General features: G+C 49.2%; 16 protein-coding genes. All 16 read right to left on the reverse strand.

Annotated elements, in window-relative coordinates; all coding sequences use genetic code 11:
- Window positions 1-65: 65 nt before the first annotated feature.
- Window positions 66-620: a hypothetical protein gene (locus KP803_RS11100; RefSeq protein WP_248008901.1), complete on the reverse strand. Its 555-nt coding sequence runs from the start codon at window positions 618-620 to the stop codon at window positions 66-68.
- A gap of 86 nt (window positions 621-706) precedes the next feature.
- Window positions 707-3,508 carry a conjugal transfer protein TraG N-terminal domain-containing protein gene (locus KP803_RS11105; protein WP_248008902.1) on the reverse strand — a complete coding sequence of 934 codons (2,802 nt, stop codon included), beginning with the start codon at window positions 3,506-3,508 and terminating at the stop codon, window positions 707-709.
- Between the two features lie 2 nt (window positions 3,509-3,510).
- Window positions 3,511-4,920 carry a conjugal transfer protein TraH gene (locus tag KP803_RS11110; RefSeq protein WP_248008903.1) on the reverse strand — a complete coding sequence of 470 codons (1,410 nt, stop codon included), beginning with the start codon at window positions 4,918-4,920 and terminating at the stop codon, window positions 3,511-3,513.
- Window positions 4,921-5,146: 226 nt separating this feature from the next.
- Window positions 5,147-5,560 (reverse strand): type-F conjugative transfer system pilin assembly thiol-disulfide isomerase TrbB, encoded by a 414-nt coding sequence (gene trbB / locus KP803_RS11115; protein WP_248008904.1) that lies wholly within the window; start codon window positions 5,558-5,560, stop codon window positions 5,147-5,149.
- 30 nt (window positions 5,561-5,590) lie between these two features.
- Window positions 5,591-6,382, reverse strand: coding sequence for a type-F conjugative transfer system pilin assembly protein TraF (gene traF, locus KP803_RS11120; RefSeq protein ID WP_248008905.1), 792 nt, complete (start codon window positions 6,380-6,382; stop codon window positions 5,591-5,593).
- Between the two features lie 22 nt (window positions 6,383-6,404).
- Window positions 6,405-8,150, reverse strand: coding sequence for a type-F conjugative transfer system mating-pair stabilization protein TraN (traN, locus tag KP803_RS11125; protein ID WP_248008906.1), 1,746 nt, complete (start codon window positions 8,148-8,150; stop codon window positions 6,405-6,407).
- The gene (trbC, locus tag KP803_RS11130; protein WP_248008907.1) at window positions 8,147-8,854 is read right to left on the reverse strand and encodes a type-F conjugative transfer system pilin assembly protein TrbC; all 708 of its coding nucleotides are present in this window, start codon (window positions 8,852-8,854) and stop codon (window positions 8,147-8,149) included. The genes traN and trbC overlap by 4 nt, the downstream gene beginning before the upstream one ends.
- 421 nt (window positions 8,855-9,275) lie before the next feature.
- Entirely contained in the window at window positions 9,276-10,283 is a 1,008-nt protein-coding gene (gene traU, locus KP803_RS11135) for a conjugal transfer pilus assembly protein TraU (RefSeq protein ID WP_427916943.1), read from the reverse strand.
- Window positions 10,280-10,954, reverse strand: a complete 675-nt coding sequence (traW, locus tag KP803_RS11140) for a type-F conjugative transfer system protein TraW (protein ID WP_282437252.1) — start codon at window positions 10,952-10,954, stop codon at window positions 10,280-10,282. The genes traU and traW overlap by 4 nt, the downstream gene beginning before the upstream one ends.
- A 2-nt stretch (window positions 10,955-10,956) precedes the next feature.
- A complete protein-coding gene (gene trbI, locus KP803_RS11145) occupies window positions 10,957-11,301 on the reverse strand; it encodes a type-F conjugative transfer system protein TrbI (protein WP_248008909.1) in 345 nt (114 codons plus the stop codon).
- A complete protein-coding gene (gene traC / locus KP803_RS11150; RefSeq protein ID WP_427916944.1) occupies window positions 11,298-13,892 on the reverse strand; it encodes a type IV secretion system protein TraC in 2,595 nt (864 codons plus the stop codon). The genes trbI and traC overlap by 4 nt, the downstream gene beginning before the upstream one ends.
- A 2-nt stretch (window positions 13,893-13,894) precedes the next feature.
- Window positions 13,895-14,281: a type IV conjugative transfer system lipoprotein TraV gene (gene traV / locus KP803_RS11155; protein ID WP_248008910.1), complete on the reverse strand. Its 387-nt coding sequence runs from the start codon at window positions 14,279-14,281 to the stop codon at window positions 13,895-13,897.
- A 12-nt stretch (window positions 14,282-14,293) separates the two neighbouring features.
- On the reverse strand, window positions 14,294-15,775 hold the full coding sequence (locus KP803_RS11160) for a TraB/TrbI/VirB10 family type IV secretion system protein (protein ID WP_248008911.1): 1,482 nt from the start codon (window positions 15,773-15,775) through the stop codon (window positions 14,294-14,296).
- Entirely contained in the window at window positions 15,765-16,508 is a 744-nt protein-coding gene (traK, locus tag KP803_RS11165) for a type-F conjugative transfer system secretin TraK (RefSeq protein WP_248008912.1), read from the reverse strand. Before traK ends, KP803_RS11160 begins: the two co-directional genes overlap by 11 nt.
- Entirely contained in the window at window positions 16,505-17,074 is a 570-nt protein-coding gene (traE, locus tag KP803_RS11170; RefSeq protein WP_248008913.1) for a type IV conjugative transfer system protein TraE, read from the reverse strand. Before traE ends, traK begins: the two co-directional genes overlap by 4 nt.
- 12 nt (window positions 17,075-17,086) lie before the next feature.
- Entirely contained in the window at window positions 17,087-17,389 is a 303-nt protein-coding gene (gene traL / locus KP803_RS11175; protein WP_248008914.1) for a type IV conjugative transfer system protein TraL, read from the reverse strand.
- Between the last annotated feature and the right edge of the window lie 11 nt (window positions 17,390-17,400).

Raw genomic sequence — 17,400 nt, forward strand, 5'->3', positions numbered from 1 at the left:
CGGAAAGAAATCACTGCGTGACACAGCAAGTGTCACGCAGTAAGCAGGGGCTGTTAGTATAATGATTAGTAAGCCCAGGTCCCAACTCGGTGCGCTTGAGGGACTTTATCGTAACAAGGGTACTTTATTTGTAAGCCATACCGGATAAGCCCAGACATGGGTTTAAACATGCCTTTGCCTTTTGGCAAATTATTTGGGCGGCGTTGTATATCTATTTCCAATGTTTCCCAAATCAAGTTCTCAATAAATTGAGTAGGGTTGTCTGCATTACGACTGAAAGCAGGCAAGGGCCCACCTTTCGGGCAGAACCAAGGGACAACATTAGTTTGGATTTGTTGATAATTACTATCAATGTGTGTTTGTTGCACCCCCCATAAATACGCCTTAAGCAGCTTGTACTCAGGCGTATCTGGTTTATCGATGTACTGAATAAAAAAGGACAGGTTATCGACTTGAGTCATTTTTTCTTGTTTTAGTTCAGACAGTTCATCAGACGCATAGTGCTGTTTTAATTCAACAATCAAAGCGTCAAGCTCTAGGCTTTTGCTCCAAGTGCTAGCCTGTGCCCATACGGGAGCGATGAGCAACACACTTAATAGAGCCGCAAATGTCTTTTTCATAAACCGTTCTCCTTAAATATCCCTTCATTCAGCGGCTATAATAACACTGGTTGCACTCTGTATAAATAAACAGTATCAATTATCCACTATTTTTTGGAATTGGAATCGTATAATTGATAGCCAGTATGCGGGGGTCTGTCCGTATCCATCTTTGGTGGCGTAATAAGTTGGTCTTGGACGGTTTTGGCGACATCCGAGTTTGGGTCAGTCGTGGGGGTAACAGGCTGCTCTGCTTCGTTTTGCATGTGTCCTCCGGCCACTAATACATTGCCTTTCACGTTACGGTACACATCATTGTCATACAGCTCGTCAATGCCTGGGTAGTTGATCATATCGATTGTTACCTCCTCGATCTTACCTTTCGCTCTTTCTGAGCCACTTTTGATCCCGGCTTTCTGCTCAGCAGACGAAGTTGGCATGTTCCCCAGATTGCGAGGCTGATACATAGCAGCCAGACCCTCTAAATCACTGCTAGAGGTGGATACCCCAAAGGCGTTTTGAAAACTCTCTGTTCTTGTGTAGTCATTGAACTCTCTACGTACATCTCTTAAATCTTCTGGCTTGGTGGCGTTCATGAGGCGCGTGATTTCTCTTTTATCATCAAACTCCGACTCCAGGTATGTTTGGAAACCTGTTACCGCACTGGCACTAAAGTTGACCGAGTTGGTATCAAGGCGGGATTGAATGTTTTGTAAGCTGTCAACTTCCGCATTCGATTCACTGACGGAGGCAGCGCTGCTTTGCAGGCGTTGATGGTTAAGCGCAAAGTCATGGGCGTATTGCTCCACCGCACTGCGGTTATCTTTGGTATCCATGGTTCGACCTGCTCGCTCCATTGAGGTTGAGCCTTCACTGTATTGCTGCGTCGCTTGTTCAAGGGCTTGTTTCTGCTCTGCGCTCATGTTGCTGTACGCCTCACGTTGGTCGGTGCTCCACTGAACGCCCGCACTGGCACCACCGCCCAGCACACTTTGACCGGGCGTTCCTATGCTAACGCCTGCATTGGCTGAAATGGCATAGGCTCTGGCTTGGTCATGTGTCCAGCCCATCGTTTGTGAGATGGTATCGATGGCCGATTCCATCGTCGTGTAAGATTGACTGATTTGACCTTCGGTAGAGGCACTATGGCTATCCCCATACGAGAGACTGCGTGACCAGTTATCATTCCAGCGGTCGCTTTGCTGCATGCTGTTTGAGTAGTTATCTGTGAAGGTGTTCATATTCTGTTTTTGCGCCGTCAGGGCACTGGTGTATTGGTCACTGACGCTGTTTTGCAACATGGTCGAGGTTTGCGCTTGCCAAATCGGTTTAGATTCAGCGTCTTGCGCGTTATAGAGTTTGCGTCCTCCATCATTTATGAGGGTAATAATTGAGGCGCCATCTTTTTGTTGAATCGTGGCCATACCCGCTTTCACTAGCATGTTGTCATCTAACTTATTGGCACTGGTGTTATTGAAACTGTGGTTTTGCATCTGCAAATTACCAAAGTCCATATTACCGGTTGAGCTAGCCGCGGAGACCCGGGCGTTGGTGCTGTTAATCATTCCTGCTAACTGGTAGTTCATGGCTTGCGCCGCTGCAACGCCCCCTTGCAGCACTTTTCCGGCCAAGACCGGAATGGTCATCATAAGAAAGCCTGCCATGTAGCCAAAGCGAGTGTGGAGCTCATCAAGGGCATTGGCATTCGAAAGAGAGAGGCCATTCATGGGGTCTGCGGTGGCCGATGAGGTCACTTCCAATGGCCAAACCATAAGGACATTTAATATCGCAAACAGGGGAGGCCAGGCCGCTAAATACGCAAAGGTCTTGATGTAGTTCACCAAGACCATTTTGGTGAGCGCTGGAATGAGCGCGGCGGCAGCAATCATAAAGCTTAAGCAACTGAACAGGAAAAACAGCATGGTGTGCATCATGGGAATGAACTCCCGTGCTTGCATGCCAAGTGTTGCCCACATCGAGGTTTGCTGCATTTTATTGGAGGTGTAGGCGTAAGTCATCGCACTGGCATTCGGGTTGAGCATATGAATGCTGCGGCGCATCGCATTTATCGTCATATTTTGTCTAAGCACGTCCACGGCGTTATTGCTGATGCCAATAAAGTCCTGATAACTGTTTTGCAGCGCATTGCGAACGTGAGGGGCGTAGGTCGCCGCTTTTGCGCCATGAAGATACGTGCCCATCAGGTCAAGCTCGTCTGCAGACGCGACGCCGAATTGGCTTTTTAAGTCCGGGTAAATCTCACGGCAGGTTTTAAAGTCCTGATCCATGCCGTTTATCATGACGCCGCGAAGAGGGCTCATCGATTGCCCATCGAGAAAACCAAAAATATCAGGGGCGCTCAGTAGGGCTTGCCATGTGTATTTACGATTGATTTCGACGTCACCAATGATGCAGTTTTTGAAAAAGTCATTCCAAGTTCGACGGACTTCTATATCTCTTAAATCCGCTTGTCTGGATAACTGATACAACTCTGAGCCAAACATCATCCCTGTCCGGCCGTAACGTTTATCGTCCGTGGTCATGAAGATGGTTTCAACGGCTTCCGTCACACCCACCATCATGGTGCTGAAAAACCATGTGGGGACGGCGACAAGATAAGGCACATTGTCCACCGAATAGACGCCGCTTGGTTCGGTTTTATCAATGATTTGGACGCGCGCGGTTTGTTGCAGCAGCATGGATGGAACAAGAGTAAAGACAATCGCCCAAACAAAAATGTGTTTGGTGTTGCGGGTGGTAAAGAAAAGCGCCATGGTCATGATGGCCCCAATCATTAAGGCGATGGAGGTCATGGAGGCAAAACTGGCCGATTGAAAGAAGGCTGCGATGGCATTAAGGGCGCGTTGCAGCGTCGCGCCTTGGGTATAAACGTAGTATTCGAGTGTCATGATTAGTCTCCGAAAGTTAAGTTTTGTTGGAGTTGTTCGTTGAGTTTTTGCCAGGCTTTTTGGTCATTGCTTTTATGCGCTTGGATAAGCTGCGCTTGCTCAAGCAGTTGTTTGGTGGCCTTGTCGGCCAACCCATCGGTGAAGCGTTTGGCTCTGTCGATATCACGAGTAATAAGTGCAATGTCTTTATGGCTGACTTGCGTGTTCGCCAGCGAGCTCTGCACAACGTTCAGCATATTCGCTAAGTAGCGGTTGAGTAATTCGATAGAAATGAGTCGTGAATAAGCAGAAAAGTTTGGAGAACGGTTTGCTTGTGTCGCACTGATGAAAATGGCTTGTATTGGGGTCTCGGTGTACTCAAGAAACGACTTTTGAGTGCGTGTTAACGCGCTGTCGTTAGCAATCGCCCTATAAAGCTGCTCCAAAAGGGTTCGAAGTCGCTCTTGAAGCCCTTTTGATGAGGCTAATGTTAAGGTGGCTTGGCTTGGGTTTAGGCACTGTTTGCGGTGTGTGTTATCACATCGGTAATAAGACACTTCGCCCCCTTCAAGCAACGCTTGAACCACGTTATTGTTGTCGGTCAGCAAGCTTGCGTAATAACGAGGTTTACCACTGGCGTCATAGATGTACGTACCCGATAAGCTCATCAGAAATTCCGCGAGCGCGGTATCACGGGAGAGAAAGCGGTTTTTTAGCGTGGCTGACCAAACGATGTTGTGATTGATCTGGGTTAAGTCTTCCAGTGCGGCGTTATTTCGCGCATTGGCCAATTGGGCATTCGCTTGACCGCCGACACCACACTCTTGCTGTGCGGCGACCCAATCCGAGAACGCGTTGTTGTGCGTACCCATAGTCGCGCAAATGTGCTTTTTCGTTTGAGGGTTATCAAACGCGCCAGCAAGACCGCTGACCGCCGCTTGCGCGGTTTCACATGAATTGATGGATTGGTTAAGCCACTTATCGGCAATGTTTTGTAGATTATCTCGGATTTGCTTGATTTGAGGCGCCCAGGTTTGCAGCGCCAAATCGACCGCAAACGGCACCGCATTCGAGACGACCGCTTGGCCAAACTGAACCAGTTGGTCTGAATTGATGTGACTGAATCCCCCCATAAAGGCATCGATACCGCCACACCCCATACTGATGGATGGGACGGTCGCAGAGACCAATTGAGCGTTTTTCATTGGGGATCGTACATACAAAGAGCCGCCATTATAGTAGTTGGCGCCTTGGCCTTTGTATGCGTTTGGGTTAGACACGTTAGTGTGATAGCCCAAATCGTTAAAAAAATTATCCAGTGAGCCACTGACGCCAGCGGCGTGTACTTGACAGGTGAGCATCAAGTAAAAGGCAAGATATTTCAATCGTTTGAGTGTTTTTTCCACAGCTACTGTGGATAAATAGGCGTTCATCTTTCGACTTCCTTATGGCAATGGTCGTCAAATAACCTGGTTCATGTTTTGCGTATGAGACAGGTAATAAATTAAGGATCAATATTTCTGTTCGTCGTCAGGGCAAATTGGCGGGGAGGAGAAAGGTCGGCGCGGACATAGGGTATCGGTTTACTGTGTGACCTGGGTTATGGCTGCTTGTTATCGCGATGATCTTACTCCGTGCTTTTTACTCGAAGTCACAGGATCACTGCATCGCCTCTAATAGGGCTTTATCACTCAATATGCCCTTGACGCTTTGTTCTAGCGCGTCGTAAGTCACGTCCCCAACGGATACTTTGACAAACTTTTGGCTGTTGACGTTGAGTAAAAATGTCGCGGGAACCGTGATGTTTCTTGGGCTCTCAAAGAACAATTGAATGATCTCGAGCGTGGCCGGAATAGGCACGGGGTATTGTGCTATCGGTCGGTTATCGAGTGAGAAGACGTAAGTTTGTAACTGCGCTTGCTGAGTAAAGGCTTTGAACTTAGGGGCAAACTGGTGGCAGTAAGGGCAGTCACTACGATAGAAAAAGACCATCGCATACTCATCTTGCATGACGGCATAACTTGACGAGGCAATGGTTATGAATAAAAGGAAAAAGAGTGCACGTTTGAGCATGGTTTTTCTTCCTATGTGTGTCGTTGATGGTTAAAAGTCAGGGGATTGGTAACTGGTTGCGACGTTATAGAAGCGCCCCAATAAGTCGTTTTGTGAAATAAACCCGTAAGCGAGTGGCTTAAACTCTGAGGTGGTGGGATTGACCAAGATCAGGGCAGGGGTAAACGGCACGACAACTTTGTCATTATTGAGGCGGTTTTGACGGATAGTGTCGATGAACACGCCGTCGTTACTCACGCCGAGCAGTTCAATGTTGTACGTATCGGCAAATTGCTGCATTGAGGGAGCCAGACTCTGAGTGAGCGGATCGTCCCCTTCATAAACAAAGAAAAAGCCCCAACCCTCGTTTTTCATCTGCTCCACCATATCGATCTTCTTTTGGCGCTCTTGTTGGTGATAGGGACTTCTTGCGGCTTGCTCCACCGGGCGATCTTTGACGTAAGAGTACTCTGGATATTTGAGTAGCAGCTTTTTAAACGTCATGCCTGTTTGGGCCGCCTTTTCACCAATGAAGTGATTGAGCTGCATCAGTTTGAGATACTTCTCTTCATCATCGGAGTGAAGGGTGGCGTCAGCCTTTACCTCCTCATAAGTCTGATGAAACCACTGCATCTGCTCAGTGGCGCTCATTACGGTGGTCTTCGTATTTGAGGGCAGGGGGGTGGGCGTAGGCTTTGGTGTCACTGGGTGGGTTTTCGGTTCGTTATACCATTTCCAGCCTTTCGGGGTGGTTGGGTTGGCAGAACTTATCTGGGCATGACTGAACGCCCAGATCAACAGGGCCAATAGCCACGCTAATTTTGTCTTATGTAGGTATTTCATCATCGCTTCCTTTACGCATGGACTATTGCCCATACGTACTTTGTAGGCGGTCTTGGATTTCGGAGGCGGAAGGAAGGTTCGTGTTCTCGTGCATATCCTCATAGAAATCAGAAAAGTCGATGTGTTCGAAGTTGATTTTCTGTAGCTGCTCAGGGGGGATGGGCTCGCATAACGGGTGTTCGGCAGAGCCCAAACTGATGCCAAGCTGGCCTTTCACGCCTTGCTCTTGAACGATGCGAGCAAGCTTACTGCCGTAGACGCAATAACCCTTCTTTTTGCGCGTGCAAACCCCTAAGACTTTACTGGCACAATATTCCCCTAATGCAATCGTGATACCTTTCTCTTTGGCCTGTCCGAGGGCTTTCTCTTCTTCACTGCATTCAGCCAGACCAACCCCCGTTCCCCAGCCCCCATCTTTGCAGCAGTCGGCAAAGCCAAAGGCTTTGTCAGTACACTGCATGCCTTTTCCGGTAAAGATTAAAGGTGGATCGCCTAATCCCTCTGCGGCTTCTGCGATAGCCGCCAGTCCCGCCGCGGATTGGTTAAAGTCCTGAGAGCGAGTGGGTGTGCCGTTATAACAATCGCCATCGAGACAAAAGGTGGTGTCGAGACATCGCAAATGGGTGGTGCTGCATTTTTTTTCAGGGCATGACTTTTGAAGCTCTTGCTCAACACACACGCCATTTTGCATCAGACTGCAACGGCTTGAGATCGTCTCACAATCGCTGGCAAGCGTTGAGCAGGTGTCCGGTCGGTCGCATTGGTGGTTCACTTGGTATTTCCAGCAATCGAGCGTGGTCGGAATGCCATTGATTATGCGAGTTTCTCGTCCTTCAATGCATTGTTGACTGGTGATCTTGCACGAGTTCATTAGGGTGCATTGTGTTCGCCAGCTCATGGTGTTCTTGATGCAGTTACCACCGGAGAGGGTGAATCCATTTGAGCAGCGTAATGTGGCTTTGATGCTCTGTGGGACAGGGCCGCAAATTTCGTACCTGTTTGTCCAGTTGGTTCCTTGACACGCGCCCCAGGTTGTAAAGCTTTTTAGTGCGCCCATACGATAGCCTTGGCTAGGAAGAACGCGTTGGCCATTCCATGTATAGCGTGTTCCTCGAGAGGCGCAGTGACTATTGCTGCCACTTCGAGAGACCCTATTGTGACCATCGTAACGGCACTGCTCAATGGTGCGTACACAATTGACCCCTTGCCTTGTCCAGCCCGCAGGACAGCGGTAGGAGACATGGCCAGTCACAACGGTGGCCACGGGGACTTTTGTGCAAGGGACGTTGTTGTTCGTTGGGCGATGACACTGCTTAGAAATGTGTTCGATGATGCACTGGGCGCCATTCTCGCAATCCACATAGGTATTAGAGATGCCATGGGTAATTTCATACGCATTTTCCTGACCCAATAGTGCATATTGGTAAGTGGGGTCGGACTTGACGTTAGGTCGGCCTTTATCAAAGTTGTCTTGCATGGCGCCAGCGGTGTCGTTGGAATAGAACTCCGCGGTTTTTTGGTTATTAATGGCGCTGTCATTGAGCCCTTTTTGTGGCGGATCATTCACTTGCCGGACACACTCTGCATCATCACAATAATCCGCGAGTTTAAGATTACCATTGGCTTTATTGGGAATACCTTGTTGAGCACTTTGCGCCCAACCCACGTTGTCTTGATACTGTTTCTCTTGCTCTACAATAGTGAGGTTGGAGGCAAAGGTATGAGCGGTGAGCAACCACGATAAACACACGGCGATGACGACGTTCATTGTTTTCTCCTTTGCAGTACTTGGCGAACAACCTCAGGATTTTCCCCCTTCGCAAGGTGCGCCAATGCGTCTGGAAGAGACACGTTACCTTTGACGATGTCGTGATCACTTTCACTGCAAGGCTGCTTGGGTAAGCAGCGTCCTGGTTTTACCACAACGAACGTGGGCACTTCTTGAATGTTGAAGGTCTGAAACCATTCTGGACTGATGGCGAATCCGCTGTTGATGGGGGTCTTTTCGTTTGTTTGTAACAGGGATTGAATGTGATTGGCGGTGGACAGAAAGCCGTCAGGTAAAACCCCTCGAATAACCAAAGGCACTTGCCAAGTCTCGCTTTGCTTCAATAAGGCTTTGAGGCTGCTTTCGGGCATGGTCAGAGAGACAAACACCATCACACCCGTGGGGGCGGCATTTGGGTTGTCTGTTGGTGTGGGGATATCGACCATGCCTTGCAACGAATTGGGGTCAAGTTTCTCCTGCCATTGCCGAGCTTGTTGTCTTGCATAGGGAATAAATTGATGGCTGGCTTGTTGTTGTGTCTCAATGGCCGATAGGGGGTGTTGAGAGGGCGGTTGCGAAGAGCTTTGTTGCTCTAGCTTAGCGAGCGCTTTGAGCTCGTCTTGTGTATAGCCGATGTTCGCCAGAGCAACATGACTATAAAACAAGGTCAGTGATCCTATGAAACATGATCGAATGAATATCATGGGGTTTCCTTAAATTTGTGTTCCCCCTATAGGCATATCGCTTCAATAAGCAAGAACCCTTGTGTCTTCCCATTCAGGGGGGAATTGTTGACGTACTTGCCATCAATCGTAAGGTGTCCAACCTTGGCGCGGGGCAGCGCAGCGAGCATGTTGTGGGGGGAGTGCTTTAAATTCTTGGGGGTTTCTGTAGAGGCAGACGGCCCCCTATTTCTCTATCAGTTCGCTTTGCTCAGGGTGTGTGAGCGTTCAGTGAGTGATGGCCGCAAAGCGAAGCGCTTTTGATGAAGTGATGTACTGTGCCCCTTGGCCAGCGGCGAACGCTATAATGATTACGGTAAACAACTACGCTTTTAAGAGTGCTTTTAAGAGTGCTTTTAAGCGTGCTTTTATCGGGCTTGGTAACCTCATGAATTATCCCTTGTTATAAAAAGACACAGTTGCGTTTACGCCATTGGACATATCCAAAGTTATCGCCAGTGGTGGGGTTATCGTGTCCCATTTCCCAAATTGCGGTGGTGGTGGTGTAAGGGTGGCACCATCCTGCATCAGGGATCGGGGCGCTCATCTGATAGCGGTAACGAGATTTGGGTAAAATAGGCGTTGGGTATTGATAACAGATTGCGCCATCTTCACCACTCGTTTCCCAGACAATGCCTTGCCTGTGCAGTTTGTAATTCAACCTTTCCATGATGAGTGTGCCCGCTTGGACTGGCGTATCTCGGTAGTTAGTATTGCCCGTTAACGGATAGGCGCTGCCTTGAGAGCCTAAACACCAAAACAAAGCATCAAAAGGCAATACGGAGTTCGTAGTGGTCGCAATGGCTTCGGGGACACAGGCGAGCTGCGCGATGGGGTTGCCAAATAAAATGGCTTCAGGGTTTAAGATGAAAGACAGTTCATCATCATCCCAAAGGGGATCGAGCTCTGTCAGGTAGGCAACGTCAAAGGCATCGGTGGCCATGCAGGCGGTCGATTGCATTAACTGGAGCCAGTAAATGATAGGGTACTTGTACCAGTGAGCATGATAAAACCCGCCGTCACTGCTGCCAGACTCTCTCGCGGTTGTGCGTCCTCCTATTCGTTGCATGTTAGCGCCGCCTAGCGCCATCCCCATGTTGACCATGCAGTAAGGCACTCGCGTGACATCGGTGAGAGCATACGGCTCCCAATAGCCGATATTGAGGCCAATTTGCATAAAAATGGGCGGGGGTTTCGGGCAATAGGATATCGGCATGCTGGGATTACGTGTGTCGGGGTAGCTCGATGCAATGATAGGGGCCGAGCCCACGGTCATCGGAAACATGCAGCTCCAACAAATGTCACTGATGGGGTTGATAAAATGGCCAGAGCACGTCGCACTGGCCCGCGTAATAGGGCTAATGGCTAGCGTCACCATCGTTACTAATACGAGACTGATTTTGTGTCTCATGGTTTGAAGACCTCGTTGCTGACGTCAAACTCCGTCACTTTCCAGTGAATACCAGATTGCTCAACTAAGCTTGGCACGGCTTTGATGTGCATCTTTTTGGATAAATCCCCTTGTTGGTCAAAGTAAATGCGACTGTTGAGGTGCTCTGAGGCTTGATTGGGGCGACCTCCTGTCAGTATCCACTTAATGGGCTTTGTTGATTTAAAGGTTTGAGCAAAGGCCAATTGTTGCTCATCCCTGGCATCAAAGAAGACCAATACTTGTGAGTATTCAAAGGGGTGAGGTGGACGACTGTGCTCTGGCCAAGTGGTTGTATCGAAAGGATTAATGCGTGTCCCTGCTTGCGCAAAGACCTGGCCTTTGGCATCGGTTAAGTCCTTAGCCAGCGTTAAACTGGGATCAACCAAAAACGTATCGGGGGTGGGGGTGGTGGTCAGTGAGAGCGGCGGCGGGATCTCAACACTCTCAGCCACTTTGTCGATAAACTCTTGTTGCATATCCGCCAGTTTGCCCGATTGTTCAAACCCCTTTAAACGCTGCTCTATCCAGATCAGCATATCGATTTCTCCAATGGGAAAGGTCGCCCCAATTCGACCTAAATCTTTCGCCCCAACATCGGGCTGAAATAAGAGCGCCACGCCCCATAGGGCGAGCGGCGTTATTTTTTTCATGGTCACTCCTTGTCTTGGTAGTGTTTGACGATGGCCCTTTGGATCTGAGGGGTGACATCCACTGCGCCGCCGACGACGGCCGCGCTGACGAACGCAATGGTGTTGTGCTGTGCGTTATATGCCTCGATTTCTTCGTGCATAATGTCGGCAAACTGCGTTAACCGCTCAGTTTGCTCGTCAAGGCTCATCTCTTTTTTAATGAGCGCTTGGTGATAGGCATCTAATGTGCTTTTCACATCCACACTGACAAACGTGGGCGAGGGTTGACTGAGAAAGGTGTGAACCGTCAGCGTCGAAACAGCGCTGATACTCACCATCATCGCAATCAATGAAAATGACGGCTTCATGGGGCCTCCTTAGCGTTGAGCGCGTGTTCAAATTCGGCAATTTCCTTACCGTAAAACTGCTCAGCGGTGGCGTTAATGGCTTCCATTAACGGCACGCCTTTATTCATCAGGGTTTCACAGAACTCAAACTCATGAGGTTCAGTACTTAAACAGGCGCGTGAAAAAGGGTCAGAGAACATGCGGTGATACGAGGTATGCCCACCGGCTTTGACGCGAACACAGCTGTAACCGGCGTCACTGGCTCGCGGAAAACTTTTAATGATCCGCTCTTCCACCTCACTGAACGCTTTCGGGTTTTCGGTTAAGAACTTATCGAAGCCGTCACCTTGTCTCAGTACCATATGGATATCGCTGTTGTCGTAACTCGCCCGGGCTTCCTCATTCGCAAAGAAGTCAATAATGCCTTGTGTGACGGTGCAAAATGAGCCGCCAAACTTACGGGCCGTGCGATAACCAGTATTGATGAAGCTTCGGGTCTGAGCGTTAGCGCCACTCATTAAACTCCAGGCTTCTTCAATGATGCACATCTTAGGCGTAGAGCGAGAGCCAGATAGGTACATCTGTTGGTTGATAGAGACAATCAGAGCAAAAATGACCGGACGCAGAACGTCTTCGTTGAAACCATCCAACTCCAAGGTGGTGATGTCGATGCTTGGGTCGAGCATCGACGGTTTATTAAAGGTGTCGCCGTAAATGCCATGGCTGCAATATTTGTTAAGCTGCACGGCAATATCATGGATACGGCGATCGTCGTTGTATTCGTTTGACAGTTCAAACAAGGCGCGTTGAACATCGTCCACCAAGGTTTCGGTGTGCTTTCGCTCCCAAGCGCGAATGATGGCATCGCCAAGTACCGCCATTTGGTAGCTTTCTAGCTCTTGATAAGGGGAAGCGATAGTGGCAAACAATGCGGTAATGTTACTGAGTGCTTCTTTGATAGGATCAACCGCTTCATGTTGGCCATCGTCGTTAACAAATTGCAGGGTTTCTTTGGCTTGTTTCGCGCTGTCGATCACTTTACCAAGGTGAGTGAATGGATTGAGGTAGATGTTACGGTGGTCGAGGTATGAGCCACCGAGCATCAGGGTCAGCTTTTTGTAGCTGGCACCTTTATCTAAGATCCAACATTTCCCTCCATACGCGTAAACCGACTTGGCCATGCTTTGAACGAAGAAACTCTTCCCTGCGCCCGAGCCGCCTGTTAAGGCAATGTTCTTATTGTCACTGCCACAGTTGAACGGGTCAAAGAACGAAATTTGGCCACGCATGGTCGGCAGCAATAATCCCCCAGTCACACGTTTGACATCCAGCACAATAGGAAAGAAGTTGACGAGGTTTGAGCTTTTCATCGAGCGTACTTTGCCCGCGACACCACAATCTCGCCATAGCCCTTCACTCATCGTAAAGGGCAGAGCTGTCAGCAGACTTTGTGTTTGCAGCATAATTTGAGGCCGGATATCAAGGCCTGTTGCCGAAAAGGCTTCTTTCGCCGCTTGTACATCACGGCGTTGTTGCGTCTTGTTGGTGAACAGCGTTAGGTTCAATACCATTGAGCTGATGGTAAACTCTTTGTCGCTGAGTCCTTTTTGCAGTCCTTTTCGCTCTCCCAGTTCATCTTTGGCCGTTGGCATGATCATGGCCAGCGAGGAGCCGACCGTTTTGGTGAGATCTGAAATCTTGCGGTTATTTTTATGCTCAAAGTTTCCCGTCACTTCTTGACGAAAGTTTAAGGTCAGGACGTGAGGACACGTAACATGCCGAGCGATATTGCGGATCGATGCGAAGCACTCGGGGAGCGAGTAGAGCCGAAAGTCGCTTGGGGTTCTAGCCAGCCCCATGCAGACCGTGCGTGCTCGCGTGTCGACGCCTCCTTGGTTCGTATGACGAGTGGCGATATGGTTGCGACGAATAAGCAGCTCAGTATCACTCGACATCACCTGTTGATTGATGGGATCATAACGGTTGTAGGCGCGCTCGGTAGGGCGCGCTTGCATCGCATCAAAATTTAAGATGTCGCCAGTAAAGGTAATAAGCCCCTCAGGTGACAACCTTTGAGTTTCAATGCCAAGCTGGCTGAAGGCCGTTTCAATGGTCGCTCGTAAGTCGCATAGCGATTCATCGTCTTTTGTCGTGGTGGAGACAAAGAAATACGCTTGGTGATCACGGAGATCAAAATGATGGCGTTGTTTGTGGAAAAATCCTTGTGTGGCGGCAAATTGCGCGTATTGCGCCTCCTTCGCGGCGAGGGTTTCACAAATCCCCCCACGCTTACTCATAAGCGCTTGATTCGCTTCAATGAAATGCGCCACTTTGTTGTGGCCAAACAGCGACAGTTGGTAATCCCATTTATCCCCTTGAGGCAATTCGCACACCAACGTATTGAGTGAATGAATGAGCTCATCGTTAGCGCCGCCTAAGACGTTGAGCGTAAACCCAATACCATGGGACGCTCGATTGAGGAAAATCTTGGTGTCATTGTCGAAGGTGCGATAGGGGAGCTCATGATGGAAGTGATTTTGATGCTTTTTGACGTCTTGATAAAACGCCCCTAACGTGCCCGTTTTGGGCGTTGAAAAAAAATTCATGAACATAATCAGTCCTTCCATATGGCGCGCACTGGGCGACCTGTCCAACGGCTGTCATCAAGAATGATATAGATGTCTGTGGTATCAACGTAATGACCGTTTTTATCAATAAACGGAAAGACGGTGACCTTTTTCACGACATCGTCCGTTCGGGTTGGCTCACCTTGTCGTGTGCGCCTTGGTAAAGTCATAAAATCCATTGGAACGCGGTCAGCTTGCGCAGCGGACGTTTGGTTTTCTGAGGTGGCGTAGAGATCGATATGTCGACGGACTTCGTCCATGCTGGTGCAGCCTTGTACGCCGCCGACTTTGGTGCAGCTGTAATCTTCGCCAAGACCTGCTGCGCAGCCTGTTAAGAGCAGCGCAGCAAAGAGCATTGATGAGAGTTTTAACATACTCATATTCCTTTATTTGCGGCCAAATGGAGTTGGGGAAACGTCAATGCCTTGTGTAGACAACTCTTTCGCCAATGGATTAAGAGGGGTGTTGGTGATCACATCGAGGAGTTGATTCGATTGACTCGACATGCTTTGCTCTGCCAATTGCTGGCGTTCGTACTCTTCAGCCATGAGTGGATCCAGTGGGAAGCCCTCTAAGAAGACAATATTGACAACCGCGCCTGGGTTGATTTCTACGATGGGGTGGTAGAGCTCAGCAAGGCCAATGTAGTAATCGGAGAGTTTTTCTCCCACACTTGAGGTTGCATTGCCCAGCAAGTTCAACGCGGCATCTTGGCTGTTGATGCTTGAGGTTGTGCCTAATGCTGAGGTGGAGGTGGTTTGTGAGAGCGCTTGACCTGTCTCGCCGATGCCAGTCAAAATGCCGGAAATCCCTGCCATTTGAACAATCTCACCATTTTTTAGAATGGTGGTGCCACGTATGCCATTGCGCCCGAAGTTGAACGCCGTTCCTTTGATGGCGACGTCTAAGATACGCCCTTCGTCTTGGATGCAGCTCATGCGGTTAGTGCGGACAATACCTCGACTTGACGATATCTCACCATAGGATGAGCCTGTAATGGTACAGCTGTTGAGCTTGGATTGTTCACCATTGGGTAAGATACCCTCGTGGATGGTTTGAAAGACGACGGGGGTGGTATCGCCTTGGCCAAGCACGCCAGCATTGGTGTCAGCACCTCCTGTCACCACTGCAGTGACAAAGGTGCCCGTTGGCACATAGTTCTCAGTGGTGCGGTGATAGGTGTTCTCATCGCTTTCCCAAAAGAAATCAAAGCTATCAAACTCATTACGATTGAAAGGGGTTTGCTCTGAGGGCGGATAGTGCATCTGCGCCATATCCGGGTTGTCGTTAGAGGAGGCAACGGGTCTCGGCGGAAGCTTGTGCTGCCCAAATGTTTCTGAACGGTTAATGGCTCCTTGAGTATGGACGCTACGGTATGGCTCGGTATTGACGACCTCCGACGTGCCTTGTTCGAGTTCATCAATACGGGCTTGAAGCTGCGCGTCTTTACGTCGAAACTCGTCACGTACTTGCTCCTCAACTAAGCGAGCGGTCTTCTCTTTTGCTTGCTCGATTTTACGTTGCGTCTCTTCTTGATGAGTGCGCACCGAGTGGGTCAAGTCGGCGAGTTGCTTTTCTAGGCCAGACAGCGTGTTTTGTTGTAGGGTGAGCGCCGATTGGTTGTCTTTTTCGACAAAACCTTGATCAATGATGGCACCAAATTCGACAGGCTCTTGAGGGCTTTCTTCTTGTGATGGCGCAGGCGGTCTGGTGTATTGATACAGTCCTAATGCGGCAAGGAGCAGGGCAGAGACGGCGATAATGGTGACGGTGTTGTTTCTTGATGCGGTGCGTTGATTAATCTCGCCACCTTGCTCAAAGTCACCATCCGTGTCACTAAAAAGGCGTTTTCTCCAGTTATCGAGCATGATTCACTCCTCCCCCCGTCACCACATACAGGTGCGTGGTTTGATTTGGGCCGAGCTCAAATGTATCCAGCGCCGCACTTCGAGCGGCATAACTGTAGAACTGTGCGGTTGTGAGCGTGACGGTGTCACTCGAATTGTTTTTGACTTCGTAAATGATGCCTGAGTGATCCCTGCCAACGAACACGGTTTGCGGAGTGACGGGCAGTAAGGAGTCCTTTTTTGGCAAGGTGTTAGGGTCTACCGGATGAAGGCTAAATCCTGAAATTGGTGTGCCATTTTCTTTCCATGTCATCATGGCTTTGGTGAAGTTAGCGATGGCCGAAGGGTAATCAAAGCCGCGCTCAAACACGGAAGGCTGAGATAGATGGCGGTCGGTGGGTGTAAACGCAGTGACGATGCCTGGTGTTGCTTTTGGGGTAATGAAGAGCGCGAAAAGACGCCCTTTTTGAGTGAGGACATGGGCGGTAAAGGGGAGCGCGACATTCAGCTTTAAGGACACCGAGCCCGTTTTATCTTTTTGGATACCGTTAGTGGTACAAAAACCGTGAGGGCAGGTGATGTTAAGGATTTTATCCTCTTCGACCACGAGGCGGTTGATGTTCACAGACGATAAACTCACGGGAATGGTGTCGCCGTCAGCAAAGGGAAACGTGGCTTTTTGGACATTACTTGCTAACACGAAAGGGCTAAGCGTGGCGATAAACACGGTCATCAGCCATGATAATGGTTTCATTCTTTTTCTCCTTGTTTCTGGATGCCAATGAGTTCAATCACACCGTTGCTGTAATCCATTTGAACGGTATAGGTCACAAGCTCTGATGGCAGTGTGCGGTCGCCGACGGTCTTTGTCAGGTGGCCTGTCTGTTTGAACTGCCTATTTTCAATCGAAATTTCGGTTCGCCCAGGCAGGGCGTCAAAGCGACTGGTCGTGTTGTACTTTTTAAGATGCTCGGCATCTTGGATTAATACCGGTTGAATGGCTGACCAGTTTTCTGCTGGAACGTACTCAAGCAAAAGGCCGTATTGTCTAACGACATTCGCAGGGGTCACGTTGAGTTTGAGTTTTAAAAAATATTCGCCCATAAGCTGAAGGTAAGGCGCATCAATGGCCGTATCTGAAATCGTAAACGCTTGTGAAATCTTTGGGGGAACGAGAGTGCGACTCTTTTCTGATGAAGTTTTTGCCAAGCTTAGACCTAAGGCCACGTTCACGAGCATCGATGTCGCAAACCCAAAGACGAGAAGAAAGTTCAGTAACTTACTCAGTGCAAGTAAGTTACCTTGGTGTTGGTTATCCATAATGTGTCCCTCTTAAGAGAGCCAGTAACGCTTTTGCGCCGCGGGAGTGTGTTTGAAGACACTGTGATTGAGTGAGCTGTTCCCCCACCAGTAGAGGGTTAAGGCGATGATGTTTTCACCGTACTGAACTTTGATATAGCGAAGTCCCATAAACCAGGTGGCCGCAAGGATAAGGCCTATCAAGTATTTACCGGCTAAGAAGAAGAGCACAAAGAGAAGAAACCCTGGCAAGACTTCGTCTCGGGGTAAGCCTGATATGCGCTTGCTTTTATTGAGGTGTTTGGGGATAGCAAAAAAGAGCGGTTGGTTATCCATACATCACCTTC

This window comes from Vibrio amylolyticus, from assembly GCF_023145695.1.
Taxonomy (GTDB): domain Bacteria; phylum Pseudomonadota; class Gammaproteobacteria; order Enterobacterales; family Vibrionaceae; genus Vibrio; species Vibrio amylolyticus.